Raw genomic sequence first — 13,407 nt, 5'->3', positions numbered from 1 at the left:
TGAAGGAAGGGTGTTAGGTGGTCGCAGCCGTCAGCTACTCTTCGAAGTGCTATTTTTTGGCCATTCGCTGCACTAGGACTACAATGGTTTGGGTGTCATCGGTCGCGACGCGCTGCCCCTCGACCCATAGCTGCCAGTGCCTACCATCGCAAATGGTTCAATACTGAATATCCGTCGCTGCTTGGCAATCAAGGCTAAATCGGTAGGGTATCTTAGTCTCTGTGTCACCGATTGCTGTGCTTACGTTGAACGTAGCTCTCCAGAAAAATGATATCATTGCGAAATTAGTACATTTAGGTGAATAAATGCTTTCAGACCGCCTGCATTACATGTATGAGTTAACTCATGCGCTTGGGAGCTATGCAAACCAGGTTCAGTTGGCGGCTAAAGAGGGTTACACGGATCCTGCAAAAGCTGCTGAGGAAACACTAATTGAGATTGTGAATCTTGCATACAATTGCAACTTTATTAATCTTAACGCTAGCAAAATAAATCATCCAGGTATTGATTGGCTTGAAGCGCGCTATGGGACAGGGCTTCAAGTAACCGTCACTGATGAATCATCAAAAATAAATGACAGCATCACTAAGGTTACGCGCCATGACGTAAAAACATCTAACGCGATATGGTTTTTAATTATAACCACAAGCAGGCATGGAAGTTCCGGAAAACATGGAAAGTACTCTACCAGCACTATCACCATGAATGATATTGTACGCCAAATATCTGCTTTGCCGGATGAAGAATTTGGCAAGGCAGTTAAACTGGTGAAGACGAAGCTTTCTCGTTATCTAAACGGCAGCGCAGTAGACTTCTTGTCCCCTAAACAACCCAGGCTTCTATCTACCTCTCCTACAGCGTTCATTGATTTTCATGAGCTTTGGTTAAGATTAGATTCAAGAGATGATGTGCAAGCAGCCGTCATAAGTCAACTTAACTCTTTTCTTGAAAGTTACTGCTTTCTTCCTGCACCTGTTAGGGCAATAGTAAAAAAAATTATTGAATTCTCGTCCGCGCCTAAAAATATACGCGAGCCATTAAGAGTCGATCTGACTGAGTTTTTTTACCGCTTGAATGAAAAAGAAAAAAGTGAGCTTCCAGATATTATTGAAATTTTAGAGAAAAATTCACACGGACGCTTACAGTGCAGCAATTCTAGATTTGAAGATGACGGTGTCACTATAATTTCTGATCACCATATCGAGCTTGATTGGACAGTATGTGAGCCGGATATGAATATTTACGCTGCACTGAAAAGTTTCTATCTAAGTGCTTTTGATTTGTCGAGGCTGAGTGCTGCATTCGAAGCATGCCATTTTCGCGAGTTATAAGTAATCAGTCAGCCCATGATCAAAAATCCAAAAGACGTGTCTGCCAGAAATTCATCCTGGAGAGTATGACGATTTTTCTTTTTCGATTAGTTACAAACATTATATATTACACTCGAGAACACTCGACTTGAACTATAAGCAGCCGTGAATTTTATGTGATCTGCAACTAACACACCATGGTGCTCAAAATCAGTACCTCTGCGTTTGGTTCCGATGAGCGGCTGCTTCTGGCCGTTTTCCGCCTTATGAGATGGACAGCTTTTGGCCGATTGCTCTCAGTCGCCAAGGGCTGCAAACGACCCAAAGCGGTTGTTACCTTCAGTTTTTTATTGAAGAATTGACTTCTTGTCGCTGTCGTAAATTAAGCGAAAAAGAAGACTCCTTCCCTCGGCGCACCTTTGATGGGTGTGTCGAGGGAGGTTGGGTTTAGACAATCTGTCGGCCAACAATCTTCATGAAAGCCGGCCAAGATTTGTATCTCTGTGTGCCAGAAGAAACATAGTCAAAAGCGATTTTAGCCACTGATATTTTACCTGAGAGGCTCGTCATAGATTTACTGCGTAGCGTAATAGCCGAGCTTTTTGACTGATGAGCAATGTAATTTCGCAAAAAGCGCATCTCATCCAGCGGCCACGGTGTCACACCAAGATACCCTGAAATAGTGGGTAGGTTTGATAACTGTAAGCGTGTTGCTGCATCGATAGCTTTATTAGAGTGGCTCCATTCAGGCTCGCGGCCACCATTATTACCTTTAAAAGTAGAAAGTAGCGTGTAAAGAGCTTGCTCTCTTGTTTTAGGTGGGTTTGGCAAGGTAGAGAATACCCGCCCACTGCTACCTTGGTGTTGCCCTGTAGCGCTATCTAAAATTAGTCTTCTGATGAAATGCTCCCATTCTATCTGAAGCTGCATGAGGTATTTGTCGAGTGCTAAGGTTTCGTATTTTGTCAAAACTCCCTTGGCGGATAGTTCGTCAATCTCTCGTTCAATGAGAGAGAGCCTTTGCTCCAATCGAAGATAATGACGATTAAGCATCATGGTTGCTGATGGCTTTTACTAGGATTTGGAATCTCGGCTTTCTTGAAGATATGCGATGTGTAGTGCTTTTGCTTGCGCTAACAAAATCAGAATAGCGGCCATCCTCACCTTCATCATTGTGTTCTGATTCGAACTCTTGTGATATCTCGGCTAACGTTTCTATGGCGTCTTCCCAGTTTACGCCCTCGGCTTTAAAGTCCTCGACTCCTTCCGTTATCCGACTGTCTGAGAAGCCGTACATAAGGTATGCAACCGCTGCAAATAAGACGAGGAAGTTTGGGGCGTCAAAGAAGGTGGTTTCCCAGAAATCATCCACTAAGTTGTCAATGATTTCCTCCAGGACAGCATCGATCTTCTCTCTGATAGGCAAGAAGAATTCTTCTGGCTCGGTCTTTCTACTTTTATAGTATTTAGTGATTGTAGGCTCGCCACCATCACCAAATCCGATATCAAAAATCATAAAAAATTCGGCCATTAGTGAAACGTTTTTCATTCTCACACTATCTCTAACGGATACAACTCCCAGCTCATTCCACAAGTATTTCCAGTCCCGTGATGCGTCATAAATCGCCCACTTGATAGGCTCAATGTATTCTGCATGTCTAAGCTCTGCAGGTGTTACCTTTACGCTATAGGAGTTAAGCCTCGCAAAGATCTCCAGCACCATCGAGTTGTCGGCGTTTATAAGCTGGACGCATGGTATTTTGTAGGATAGAAAGACTTCTTGGTCTTCAATATCTAAATCGGAATATGTTTTTCCTTTGAATTTTGGTGATTTAGAGGTCAGCTTTAGCTTTCCAGCTGCGAATTCAAGTATAGCTCTGAGTCGTTGTTGACCATCAACCACCTCACGACTCATTGTTTGGGTTGATGCATCGATTTTTGTTCTAAAAAATACTTGTGGCATTGGCAGATCGTTCAAGATCGTGTCAATCAAAAAGACTTTCGCGCTAGGGGTCCAGACAGATCCTCGCTGAAAGTCGGGTGATAAATTTAACTGCTTTTTGGTGTTCCACTCAATGAAGTCAGAGACTGTGTAGGTCTGGGGGGTGCTAGACATATTTTCGCCCGTAATGTGGATGCATGCAGATAATTTTGAGAAAAATTCATTATGTAGCAGATTTCCACCTTTCGCTACAAGAGGGAAATGCTTAGCAGCTAGGTTTCTTCGAAAGCGACCTCGCTTGAGTAAGACTGAGGGCCTTTGGAGATTATGGCACGGTCGTCTGGGCTCAACTCCGCTGCTAGGGATGAATTCATCTCCGCACCGGCTTGATTACATCGTAGGATTATCCGCGGCTCAAAACAGTTAATCATACGGCTTGAGCTAGTGAGATTCATTGCTTATCAGCTCCGTCCGAACTGCAGAGGTTGAAGGACTACTACTGCCCGGTCTGTTGAAAAAGTCGACTCAGCCAAATAGGCAATGCACTGAGTTGTGTAAACGTTATTTTTGTACGCTGCTACGTAAAGTCTAGCACTGACCCTTCTGCGCCTAGTGTGGATTTCAATATCAGGCGCATTCTTCTCTGACCCGAAAACGGACGCTGGTATTTCATCAATATCCGCCGATGACTGTTCGTCACGATGGACCGGTTTCACCGCAGGCTGTATGAAAACTTAAGATTGACGATCGCGCTGCATCGTGAACTCTGAAGGTGTTTGGCTGCTCAGTATATCCAAAATTTACGTAGATGCGCGATTCTACGTTGTTTTTATACCAATCAAGTGCTGTAGGAGTCATAAGGCCTGGAGTTGAAGTGATAAATAGTGTCTTTTTAATAATTGGGAGCTTGCGAGTCATTCAGTTGATTTCACTGGCGCGCAATTATTTAGCGCGAAGCTTGTCTTTGTAGTGATAATAAACAGGAAGAATGACGTCGTACAGCTCAAACAAACTATTTTCTATGCCGTCTAGATACTTGCCCAGCTCTTCTTTTTTAGTATTCAGGTAAGCGTGAGTGATCTCGCTTAGGATATTTGAGTCTATAAATTGTTTGCCTCCTGCTTGTTTGGATAACTGATCTGCGTCGATAATCAGTGTTAGATAATTAAGTTGTTCTTCCGTGTAGCGATCATGGTGTATTACCGTATTTCTGATAAACCTATAGTCGCTGCAGGCCTTGTTAATAGCCTTAAGTTTTCTTTCTAAACCAAATTTAATGGCGTTCTCATTTGTTGTTAGTAGGTTGTGATTTATTGATTCATTGCTAATTCCAAGGTCAAGGATTCTATTGGTAAATATTAAAACTCGATCATAAATTGATTGAACTCTAATGATGCTGTTTTCTACTAGCATTTCTATATAGGCGCTTTTTGAATGATCTTCACCAGTGATAGAGTCCAAATAGCTGGCATCTAACAATGCCACGGATAGCCTGGCCTTATCCATCGAGGATCGTATGGAGCTAAGCGACTTGCTACACGCAATAATATATACAGCAAGCTCATTACCTGCATCCAGCTCAATGATTCCATTATTTGCCTTCGCTGTTGATAATGGGCTTTCCTTGTCCAAAATTATTGATGCTTCAATTTTATGCATGCATTCAACCTAAGGTTTAATTGTAAGTAAAGTATCTTGGTGCATTTGAGAATGTCATTTGGGTAAGTTATATAGCGTACTGCGATCCACGGACTGCTATGGAATAGAGAGTGAGGTAAGTCGTGGATTAATATGCTATTTCTGCTTTTCTCTAAGCTGATGGTGATAAGGCATGAGCAAGTCTAGCCTCAGTGAGAGCCAGTCACAAATCGCTCCTCCAGCGCGCTATCACGATTGACTGCTGCTGGCCGAAAGCAATCATTGCGTCGACGTACTGAACCCGGCCTGACTCCGATGCCATGAGCATCGCCAGCGTCATTTTGATGCACTCAGCGTTTCGTAACGTGCTCCCGCTATTTTGACGGCTTCGCAATGGCGCCGACACGACGGTATACGCGCTCTGTGATGTCTCCTTTGGTATGACCCAAAAGCAGACTTGCTTCGCCGACGTCTGTGATTTCCGATGCGGCTTTTGGCCTTATGTCCCGAAACTGAAAGCTGCTGATTCGTGCAGCTATCAGAGTGTCGCCCATTTCGATCGCTTCGCTTTTAGCCTTTTCCCGCGCTTTATCCCAGCGATCGCGGAGCATTTTTGCAGTCATGCGCTTTCCGCGCGCACTCACAATTAGGTAACTCGAAAGGTGCTGAGCGTTTCGCTCTCCGATTTTCGCGATCAGCGTGCCTAGACTGTTGGCCGAACCGTTTGCGGTCATTTGGATACGCAGCTTTTTGTGAGTCTTGTTCTGCTGCACCATCAAATACCCCCCTTCAATATCGTCCTTGCGCATGATCAGGACATCTGCCGGTCTCTGCCCGGTCAGGTATGCAAGATCCATCGCGTCTTTCAATTCCTGCGCGGCTTTCTTGTAAACAGCATCCCAAACCACATCATTCGCGTAGAAGTCCCGCGGCGTCTCCTTGTTTTTGCGGACGCCCTGACAGGGATTTTCTTTGGTTGTTAGGCCCCACTCACGCGCCATATTGAATACGTGTGAAAGAGTCGCTATCTCACGGTTGGCCCGGACCTTTGCTGTTCGGGCGTCCCGGTAGCCAGCGATCGTGGATGGTGTGATGGAGTCGATGGGTGCGCTGTCGAAGAGCTGGCGCAGTTGCTTGATCTCGGCAACATTGTCGCGCTGCGTACGGGGTGCTTTCTTCGGGACAATGTCGCGCATGTAACGGTCGAAAATCCCCTTCATTGTGCGCAAATCCAGCGGCTTCTCTTTGGCTTCAAGTTCGGCCCACTTGAGCCTGGCCTGGTCGAGATCCTTGCCGAGTGGAATCGCCTTTCCTGTGGAGTCGAGGTAGTAATAAGCTACCCAGTTTTTCCCGCTCTTTCGTGGCCGCGTCCATTGATACATCCGAGGCGGCAAATGGCGGGTTGCGGCTTTGCGGGGGCGCATATCAGTTCACTCGCGAGAAGTCAGGCGTCCATTCGGGCGCGGCTGGCAATGGGGTGGGGGTAATATTGGTTGGTGTGATCACGCCGAGCTTCATCCGGGCGTACATCCTTCCTACTAATGGACGCTTGCCACGACTTTCGACGTAGAGCCACTGGCGATCATCGAGCCAGCGACGTTGGTACGCCCTGGCTTTGTAGCCGGTGATTTGCGCCAGCTCTTCGTCCGAAAGGATTTCAGCTTCCATAATGGTTCTCCCTAGCGCGCCGCTCGATGCCTTCGGCCTGGCGTTGCTTGCTACATCTTTGGTGGTTGCCGTGTGTCCGCGATTTGTCACACTTGTCGCAGATGACGTTCAAGTCGAGAGGCGGCATTTGCCCGGTGCGTATTCGGGCCGTTCGGCGAAGTGCTGTCACGTGTTAGTTCCTCAATGGAGCCGCCGCTGGAGTTTCTGGTGAGGGGCTGCGGCGGCGTGTTGCAGGAGTGCTTAACTGAACCGGTTTTTCCGTAGTTGACTAATCCTGATGCCACTTCGGAAAGGCGTGATCGATCTGATTCGCGCAAACGCTTGCGTTGAGTTCGTCGATAAATTCGGCCGTGTCTGTAGGTTTCATGTGCTGTGCCTAATTGAGTGCGAGTTGTTTGCCCCTGGACGGTAGGGGCGTGCGGTAAATCAGGCGGCTGCCGTCAAGGCCTGGGTGTCGAGGTAGTCGGCAAGGTCGTGCAGGTAGACCACAGGCTTGGCCCGGGTGGAACCGTGCAGGCGCTTAACCGTGAGCTTGATTCGGCCTTTCTTTATCTCGGTCAGCAGGTGGCGATCGGTGCGGATATGCGAGAAGTAGTGCTCGCGAACTGCTGCCAGCGTCGGGCACGGTGTTGCGAACTGGCGGCGAAGCTGGTCGAGGGTGTTGTTCATGCCGCGTCCTCCCCGAACCCCTCCGATGGGGGCAGCAGTTTGAGGCGGATCAATTCGGCGAGGCCTTCTTTGCTTTTGCCCATAGCGGCCGCGCAGACGTTGCCGTATTGGTCAGCGACGACAGCACCGTAGGGGTATTCAGGCGATTTGGTTGGGGTAACGAAGGCGATTTGCCCCTCACCAATGACCGCATCGACGCAGCGGAATACCTCAGCCAGCTCGGCGCTGACTGGAGGCAGCGCCTCAAGTAGCTGTACGGCTTCGGCTGATGCGCCAATCAGCGTGGCACGGCTGATGACGGTAGGGTGGTTGAGGAACATCGGGACCAGCTTCAGTGCGCCGATGGCTTGGGTGATGGCGTTCTGGCTCATGCTGCGGCGTCCTTGTGCGTGATAGTGATATTCAATTTTTTGGCGATCCACTCGGCGCCTTCTTCCTTCACCATCACTACTGCGTAGTGCCGATATCGGTTGGTGTTTCCGATCTGGACGCTGCGCGAATCTGAGAATAGGTAGCCCCTGTCTCGGTGATGGCCGGCCAGGTTGCCGTCATTGGTCAGGATGCTTAGTTGTCGTAACCTGGTGCGGAAGACGCGGGGCTTGAGGCCGAGCACGGCGGCCGTTTGATCCAGAGTGCGGTTCACGGCGTTGTCCTCAGGCTGAGAGCAGTTTTCGAATGGTATTCAGCAGTGTTTCCGATTCGGCCAGCATCTGCTGCATTTGCGCTGCGCTACCGGGTTGCTCTTGTGGCGGCGTAGGCTCTCCCGACTCAATGCGACCGTTCGCGATGTCCTGGATGAAATCTCGGAGGTGCAGATGATTGGCGCGATCTGAACGCTTGAGGGTCAGTTCTCCGGTGTGGCCGCCGAAGTCCACGCTGATGACTGCGCTTTCGTCGGTGAGCTCCACTTCAAAGGTTGCATGGATGGTTTGCTCTGGTCGTTGAAGAGGGCATACGGCGGCACCACCGACCTGCAGAAGGTGGTGTAGGAGCTCTTGTTTTGCCAGTGGGATGAGATAGCTGTTCATGCCGCGTCACCCCCGAATGGCCTGGAGCTGATATCGACTGCGACATTGCCCAATGACTTGACGGCTTCGATGCGGCCTTTAGGGCTGGTGATTACCAGCAGCCCGGTCTTTCGCTCGATCGCTTCAACGGCGGCGGGGCTACTGCATGCGGATGGGTGCAGGTACACCGGGCAACAGGTGCTGCTGTGCTGTTTGGATTTCATGGCTCGTTCTCTTGGTGAGAGGTAGATACGAGTGCAAAATTAGCAACAGCTAAATAAACATGCAATAGCAGATGCTAATTAGTTTTCAATTAGCAAAAAAAAACCCGCACTTGGCGGGTTCTTCGATGCGTGAGGTCCTACAGCAGCACGGAATACCAGAAGACCTTACCGATCACGATGATCTCGTTTTTGATGAGGTCAATCGCGCTGTACTCTTCATCTGGATGTTCTTCACGATTGTAGCTGCGCATTCTCAAGCCCCCGCCAGGTAAGCGGTATAGCGTCTTAACCCTTAGCTGACCACCGTGATTTAGCGCGTACATTTTTCCATCTGTGATGGTTGTACAGCCCTGATCAACACCGACGGTGCTGCCGTGTGGCAGTACAGGCTCCATGCTGTTGCCGTTAACTGTTACGCATACGGCTTCGTTTGCCTGAACGTTTTGCCGCCGAAGCGTCATCTTTCCGAATCGAAGTTTTTGCTTGTGGGACTGGTGAACCGCAGTCCGGCCGCTTCCCGCGGACAATTCAACTTCCTTAAGGAACGGCACGTAAACCTCGTCATCATCCAAGGGGGTATCGTCGTCCCAGACGTCGATTGGGCCGAGGTAATAGGCATTGCTGTCGACTGACTGCTCAGATGGTGGCGGCGTTCCGGTTGCGGAGGCGCGCATCGAGACAGATGGCGTGGTGAGGGTTCCCTCAGCAAGACCGATTTTCGCTTCAAGGTTCGCCGCCGCCTTTTCGCCCAACGATCTATGCCCATTGAGTAGCTGGGAAAGGTACGAGGCGTCCAGGTTGTAATGCTCGGCGAACTCTTTCTGGGTTCTTTCCCCCATCAAGTCGCGCAAAACTTGAATTCGCATTTTCTTTATATCCATTTGCCAATCATCGCCTTCCGTTAGCAAACAGTAAATTACGGTTTGCTATTGCTGAATGCATTAGCAATTGCTAATCTCGGCGCTCAGAAGGAGGTGTGTATGACCTTGCACGAGTATTTGAAAAGTCTTGATAAGGCGTCGCTGGATGCATTTGCGGGCCGATGCGGTACGTCAGTAGGCCAATTGAAGCAGGTCGCTTACGGCAATCGCAGGGCCAGCGCCGCTTTGGCGGTAGGCATCGAGCGAGAGTCTGCGGGTTCAGTCACCTGCGAACAGCTTCGTGCAGATATCGACTGGGCTTATTTGCGCGGCTCCAAAGGAGCTTAAAAGGTGCCGAGCTGGGGCCTCTCACCAAAGATCCCCCAGCTCAGCTACGACGACACACAGCACATGCACATCGGTCGTGGTCTTAGGATAGGGTCTGCCCTGGTCTATGGCTACACCGTAAATAGGGGATTTACGGTTATGAGTCGCACAGATCTTTTGCCGGACGCTGGTCCGGTCCTTCCATTGCGTCAGGCGATCTATCGCGCTGGTCGTGATTACAAAGGCGGAATCACCGCCCTTGCCTTTGACATGGTGTTGGACAACGACACCCTTCAAAAGAAACTCAAGCTCGATGAAGAGCGCCGTTGGCTGAACCCTGATGAGCTTGAAGAGTTGATCAGGCTTACTGGCGATTCGCGCTTACTTGATGCGCTGATGCGCCCGGCCGGCGCCGTCTGGTATCGCCCGGTGCCAGTACCAGCAACGCGGGATGCCCTGAAGGCCGTCGGTAAGTTGCTCGGCGAAACCGGTGAGTTCGTGGCTGCCATGCACGATGGTGCTGCCGACAATGTATGGGAGCTTCACGAAGTTCTCGATCTTGAAAAGCAGGGCATGGATGTGATTCGCGAAGTTCTCGGCATCATGGCGGGCGCTCGTCAGGCAATGGAGGATCGTGTCCATGGCTGACGAAATCGATCGCGCCAACGATCAGGCGCAGTACTTGCTCGACGTTGCGCTTCAGCGCCGTCGCCTTGCACCATCAAACCGCGTCAGTGCGCAGTTCTGTGTGGATTGCGACGAAGCCATCCCGTTACTTCGACAGCAGACGATTGCAGGTTGCCAAACCTGTGTCGACTGCCAGGGGTTGCGGGAGGTTCGGCGATGAGTGAGCCGGCAAAAGGAATAGCCATCGCCACATGGGCAAAACGCTACATCGATACTTTCAACTTGGCCTTGGTATCCATTGAACCAGGTGAAAAAACCCCGAAAGGCATGGGGTGGAACAAACCGGGCGGTTACATCACTGATGCCGTCACCGCTGAAGCATTCTGGCAACGAAACCCTAATCACAACCTCGGCGTCGTACTCGGGCCGAGCCGTGTCTGTTCGCTGGACGTCGACGACGTTCAGTGGACGCGGCACGTGTTGTATGAGCTGCTGGGTGTCGATCTGGATGCCATGGCGTTGGTGTATCCGACTATTGTTGGTAACCCAGCTCGCTTCCGGATTGTGTTCAAAGTGCCGGAAGGCATTGAGCTAACCCGGCACTCTCTTTCCTGGCCGAATGAAAAAGACCCTGACGGTTCGATTCACAAAGGCCTGATGGATAAAGCCAAGGCTGCGAAAGAGCAGGGCGATGGGGTCGGGGAGGCTGCAGCGCGCGCGGAGGCTGAAGAGTACAAGCGCTTCACGGTGTTCGAGCTTCGCGCCGGCCTGGTACAGGACGTATTCCCGCCTTCGATTCATCCAGGTACCGGTAAGCCTTACACCTGGAGAACCCCACCGAACGCTAACGACGGCCTGCCGACGCTGTCTGTCGATCTGCTGAACATCTGGCAAGGCTGGGAGTTTTTCAAACGTGATGCCGAGGCAGCCTGCCCGTGGGCCATCAAGCCAACCACGGCGCCGGCGAAAGTCATTAAGCGTTCATCGCCTGCGGTGGGTAAGCAGCCATCGGTAATCGACGAGTTCAACCGCTGCCACGACATAGAGGAACTGCTGCGTACTCACGGCTATATCAAGAGGGGTAGCAAGTGGCTTTACCCGCAGAGCAGCACCGGCCTACCAGGTGTGACAATCGCTGACGGCAAGGTCTATTCACACCACGGTGCCGATCCGCTCGCGAATGGGCATCAGAACGACGCCTTCGAGGTGTTCTGTTTGCTCGAGCACAGCGGCGATCAGTCGAAAGCGGTGAAGGACGCTGCGCGTATGTTGGGTATGCATCGTTCATCGCGGCCTGATCCGCAGGATCTTCCCCCGACCCCATCCGGTGATGTGAGCGAGCCGAGCTGTGCGAACGACGCCATCGGCGAGGCTGCTCCGGCTCCTAACGGGGGGGCGGGGGAGGCACTGACGCTAGACCATTTACTTCGTCGTTTTGCGCTGGTCGAGGGCACCACGCAAGTGTGGGACTGCGACCAGTCGCGGGTGATGAAGAAGGCCGCATTCGAAGCGCGTGTGGGAAAGCCGCTCGCCAAGGCGTGGCTGGACGACATGGGCAAACGGTTGATTGCTGATGAACACGTCCGCGACATCGAACAAGCGCGACGTATGGCGGGTAAGAAGGGCGGCGCGCTCGGTATGCCGCCGACTGATCGGTATGTGTACATCGATGGCACCAAGGATGTTTGGGATCGGGAAAAGAAGCGGCGTATTGCCGAGGGCGCCGTGAAGATGGCGCTGGGTGACACTTATCCGCTGTGGCTCAACAGCAGTGAGCGGCGCACCGTGGATGTCGAACACATTGTGTTTGATCCGACCATGAGCAAGGACCCTGCGGTGTACATCAATACCTTTGATGGCCTGCCGCTGGAACCTGTCAGGGATGATGAAGCCTGCGCCAATCTGCGTTGGCTGATTTCGTTTTTGTGCAACCACGATGAAGCAGCGGCCCAATGGCTTGTCCGCTGGTTGGCGTACCCGTTGCAGCACCTGGGCGCCAAGATGGACACCGCGGTACTGATGCACTCGATCATGGAAGGCTCAGGCAAAAGCCTGCTGTTCGCCGATGCACTGGGCATGCTGTATGGACAGTACGCGGCCACGGTCGGCCAGACGCAGTTGGAGAGCAACTTCAACGCCTGGCAAAGCCGCAAGTTGTGGTCGGTGTTTGAAGAGGTTGTGAGCCGTGACCAGCGGTACAACCAAGTGGGCAAGATCAAGCACCTGATCACTGGCAAAACGGTGCGAATGGAATCGAAGTTCATCAACGGTTGGGAGGAAGCCAACCATATGAACGCGGTATTCCTGAGCAACGAAATTTTGCCGTGGCCGATCAGTGACAGTGACCGGCGGATGCTGGTGATGTGGCCTATGGAAACCTTGCCGGTCGAACGGCAAAAGGCGATCGGACGAGAGCTGGAGCAGGGTGGAGTCGCGGCGCTGTACGGCTGGTTGTTGTCGGTCGACCTGGGCGACTTCAACCAGCGGACACGACCACCGTCGACGGATGCCCGTGAGCGTCTGGTGGCATTGAGTCGCGCCGGATGGCAGACGTTTTTGCATCTGTGGAAGTACAGCGAGTTGGGCCAGGGGCTTTGGGGGCCGTGTCTGTCGACCGACCTCTATTCGCTGTTCCTCGAATGGTGTCAGCGCAATAAAGAGCACGTGATGAGTCAGACGAAGTTTTCACTGTTCATCAGTTCTGAGGTCGATAAGACGCGGGCGATTCCCTGGACCGATGGCAGCAACCGGCGTTTTGGCGCGTTCTTCTTTCCCGTCGATCAGGCCGCTTCCCCGCCCCCATCACTGAAGGCGGCCGAGCTGGGCAAGCAGGTCGAAAACTGGCGTGCCAAGGCGAAGCTTGCGGGCTGGCATGTGGACAGCTGGGACCACATTAAGGCGGCTGCCGCATGACTACATCTAAAAGTGTGTTGGGTGTGTCGGGTGTGTGTTGGGTTGATTTCAGATACCCCACACAGATTGAAGCCTTATGTTTCAAAGGTTTGCGGGCTTTGTGTCGAGTGTGTTGGGTTTCGCTACGCGTGCGCGCATGCGTGACGTTAGATGTTTGTTTTCCGATGGCAGATTATTTTCTTCATGCGAGGACGGAAATACCCAACAAACCCAACACACTAA

General features: G+C 51.3%; 16 protein-coding genes. 5 read left to right on the top strand and 11 right to left on the bottom strand.

All coding sequences use genetic code 11. The features are described 5' to 3' along the window. The first annotated feature begins 305 nt into the window (after window positions 1–305). Window positions 306–1,331, top strand: a complete 1,026-nt coding sequence (locus ACM6I6_RS19560; RefSeq protein WP_414920568.1) for an SMEK domain-containing protein — start codon at window positions 306–308, stop codon at window positions 1,329–1,331. 426 nt (window positions 1,332–1,757) lie between these two features. Here the strand turns inward: ACM6I6_RS19560 and ACM6I6_RS19555 are convergent, their stop codons facing one another. The 11 genes from ACM6I6_RS19555 to ACM6I6_RS19505 all read right to left on the bottom strand — a co-directional run bounded on the left by ACM6I6_RS19555 (window position 1,758) and on the right by ACM6I6_RS19505 (window position 9,339). Continuing rightward, a complete protein-coding gene (locus ACM6I6_RS19555) occupies window positions 1,758–2,366 on the bottom strand; it encodes a hypothetical protein (RefSeq protein ID WP_414920567.1) in 609 nt (202 codons plus the stop codon). Then, window positions 2,356–3,426, bottom strand: coding sequence for a DUF262 domain-containing protein (locus tag ACM6I6_RS19550; protein WP_414920566.1), 1,071 nt, complete (start codon window positions 3,424–3,426; stop codon window positions 2,356–2,358). The genes ACM6I6_RS19555 and ACM6I6_RS19550 overlap by 11 nt, the downstream gene beginning before the upstream one ends. A 768-nt stretch (window positions 3,427–4,194) precedes the next feature. Further along, window positions 4,195–4,911 (bottom strand): Cthe_2314 family HEPN domain-containing protein, encoded by a 717-nt coding sequence (locus ACM6I6_RS19545; protein WP_414920565.1) that lies wholly within the window; start codon window positions 4,909–4,911, stop codon window positions 4,195–4,197. Window positions 4,912–5,264: 353 nt separating this feature from the next. Then, a complete protein-coding gene (locus ACM6I6_RS19540; RefSeq protein ID WP_414920564.1) occupies window positions 5,265–6,314 on the bottom strand; it encodes a tyrosine-type recombinase/integrase in 1,050 nt (349 codons plus the stop codon). 1 nt (window position 6,315) lies between these two features. Continuing rightward, window positions 6,316–6,558 (bottom strand): DUF4224 domain-containing protein, encoded by a 243-nt coding sequence (locus ACM6I6_RS19535; protein WP_414920563.1) that lies wholly within the window; start codon window positions 6,556–6,558, stop codon window positions 6,316–6,318. Between the two features lie 426 nt (window positions 6,559–6,984). Beyond that, a complete protein-coding gene (locus tag ACM6I6_RS19530) occupies window positions 6,985–7,227 on the bottom strand; it encodes a pyocin activator PrtN family protein (RefSeq protein ID WP_414920562.1) in 243 nt (80 codons plus the stop codon). Next, entirely contained in the window at window positions 7,224–7,598 is a 375-nt protein-coding gene (locus ACM6I6_RS19525; protein WP_414920561.1) for a hypothetical protein, read from the bottom strand. The genes ACM6I6_RS19530 and ACM6I6_RS19525 overlap by 4 nt, the downstream gene beginning before the upstream one ends. Further along, window positions 7,595–7,870, bottom strand: a complete 276-nt coding sequence (locus tag ACM6I6_RS19520) for a hypothetical protein (RefSeq protein ID WP_414920560.1) — start codon at window positions 7,868–7,870, stop codon at window positions 7,595–7,597. The genes ACM6I6_RS19525 and ACM6I6_RS19520 overlap by 4 nt, the downstream gene beginning before the upstream one ends. 10 nt (window positions 7,871–7,880) lie before the next feature. After that, a complete protein-coding gene (locus ACM6I6_RS19515) occupies window positions 7,881–8,255 on the bottom strand; it encodes a hypothetical protein (protein ID WP_414920559.1) in 375 nt (124 codons plus the stop codon). Beyond that, entirely contained in the window at window positions 8,252–8,458 is a 207-nt protein-coding gene (locus tag ACM6I6_RS19510) for a hypothetical protein (protein WP_414920558.1), read from the bottom strand. The genes ACM6I6_RS19515 and ACM6I6_RS19510 overlap by 4 nt, the downstream gene beginning before the upstream one ends. A 137-nt stretch (window positions 8,459–8,595) precedes the next feature. Then, window positions 8,596–9,339 carry a S24 family peptidase gene (locus tag ACM6I6_RS19505; RefSeq protein WP_414920557.1) on the bottom strand — a complete coding sequence of 248 codons (744 nt, stop codon included), beginning with the start codon at window positions 9,337–9,339 and terminating at the stop codon, window positions 8,596–8,598. 99 nt (window positions 9,340–9,438) lie between these two features. On the opposite strand from ACM6I6_RS19505, the gene ACM6I6_RS19500 reads away from it, so the two are divergent. From ACM6I6_RS19500 to ACM6I6_RS19485, 4 genes are all read left to right on the top strand, one after another. Beyond that, window positions 9,439–9,666 carry a transcriptional regulator gene (locus ACM6I6_RS19500; protein WP_008056019.1) on the top strand — a complete coding sequence of 76 codons (228 nt, stop codon included), beginning with the start codon at window positions 9,439–9,441 and terminating at the stop codon, window positions 9,664–9,666. 138 nt (window positions 9,667–9,804) lie between these two features. Further along, complete coding sequence (locus tag ACM6I6_RS19495) at window positions 9,805–10,293, top strand: phage regulatory CII family protein (protein ID WP_414920556.1); 489 nt, start codon at window positions 9,805–9,807, stop codon at window positions 10,291–10,293. Next, the gene (locus ACM6I6_RS19490; RefSeq protein WP_008056023.1) at window positions 10,286–10,492 is read left to right on the top strand and encodes a TraR/DksA C4-type zinc finger protein; all 207 of its coding nucleotides are present in this window, start codon (window positions 10,286–10,288) and stop codon (window positions 10,490–10,492) included. The genes ACM6I6_RS19495 and ACM6I6_RS19490 overlap by 8 nt, the downstream gene beginning before the upstream one ends. Beyond that, on the top strand, window positions 10,489–13,185 hold the full coding sequence (locus ACM6I6_RS19485; RefSeq protein WP_414920555.1) for a DUF5906 domain-containing protein: 2,697 nt from the start codon (window positions 10,489–10,491) through the stop codon (window positions 13,183–13,185). The genes ACM6I6_RS19490 and ACM6I6_RS19485 overlap by 4 nt, the downstream gene beginning before the upstream one ends. Window positions 13,186–13,407: the final 222 nt, after the last annotated feature.

Source organism: Pseudomonas sp. IT-P218, from assembly GCF_949767605.1.
GTDB classification, from domain to species: Bacteria; Pseudomonadota; Gammaproteobacteria; order Pseudomonadales; family Pseudomonadaceae; genus Aquipseudomonas; species Aquipseudomonas putida_AE.
Note: the sequence above shows the minus strand (reverse complement) of the source record. Positions and strands in the feature narration are given on the sequence as shown.

What these genes read in the sequence shown, in the direction of transcription:
- ACM6I6_RS19535 (WP_414920563.1), bottom strand. Translation starts at nt 6,558, where the DNA reads ATGGAAGCTGAAATCCTTTCGGACGAAGAGCTGGCGCAAATCACCGGC.
- ACM6I6_RS19500 (WP_008056019.1), top strand. Translation starts at nt 9,439, where the DNA reads ATGACCTTGCACGAGTATTTGAAAAGTCTTGATAAGGCGTCGCTGGAT.
- ACM6I6_RS19530 (WP_414920562.1), bottom strand. Translation starts at nt 7,227, where the DNA reads ATGAACAACACCCTCGACCAGCTTCGCCGCCAGTTCGCAACACCGTGC.
- ACM6I6_RS19545 (WP_414920565.1), bottom strand. Translation starts at nt 4,911, where the DNA reads ATGCATAAAATTGAAGCATCAATAATTTTGGACAAGGAAAGCCCATTA.
- ACM6I6_RS19540 (WP_414920564.1), bottom strand. Translation starts at nt 6,314, where the DNA reads ATGCGCCCCCGCAAAGCCGCAACCCGCCATTTGCCGCCTCGGATGTAT.
- ACM6I6_RS19515 (WP_414920559.1), bottom strand. Translation starts at nt 8,255, where the DNA reads ATGAACAGCTATCTCATCCCACTGGCAAAACAAGAGCTCCTACACCAC.
- ACM6I6_RS19560 (WP_414920568.1), top strand. Translation starts at nt 306, where the DNA reads ATGCTTTCAGACCGCCTGCATTACATGTATGAGTTAACTCATGCGCTT.
- ACM6I6_RS19495 (WP_414920556.1), top strand. Translation starts at nt 9,805, where the DNA reads ATGAGTCGCACAGATCTTTTGCCGGACGCTGGTCCGGTCCTTCCATTG.
- ACM6I6_RS19490 (WP_008056023.1), top strand. Translation starts at nt 10,286, where the DNA reads ATGGCTGACGAAATCGATCGCGCCAACGATCAGGCGCAGTACTTGCTC.
- ACM6I6_RS19510 (WP_414920558.1), bottom strand. Translation starts at nt 8,458, where the DNA reads ATGAAATCCAAACAGCACAGCAGCACCTGTTGCCCGGTGTACCTGCAC.
- ACM6I6_RS19525 (WP_414920561.1), bottom strand. Translation starts at nt 7,598, where the DNA reads ATGAGCCAGAACGCCATCACCCAAGCCATCGGCGCACTGAAGCTGGTC.
- ACM6I6_RS19505 (WP_414920557.1), bottom strand. Translation starts at nt 9,339, where the DNA reads ATGGATATAAAGAAAATGCGAATTCAAGTTTTGCGCGACTTGATGGGG.
- ACM6I6_RS19550 (WP_414920566.1), bottom strand. Translation starts at nt 3,426, where the DNA reads ATGTCTAGCACCCCCCAGACCTACACAGTCTCTGACTTCATTGAGTGG.
- ACM6I6_RS19485 (WP_414920555.1), top strand. Translation starts at nt 10,489, where the DNA reads ATGAGTGAGCCGGCAAAAGGAATAGCCATCGCCACATGGGCAAAACGC.
- ACM6I6_RS19555 (WP_414920567.1), bottom strand. Translation starts at nt 2,366, where the DNA reads ATGATGCTTAATCGTCATTATCTTCGATTGGAGCAAAGGCTCTCTCTC.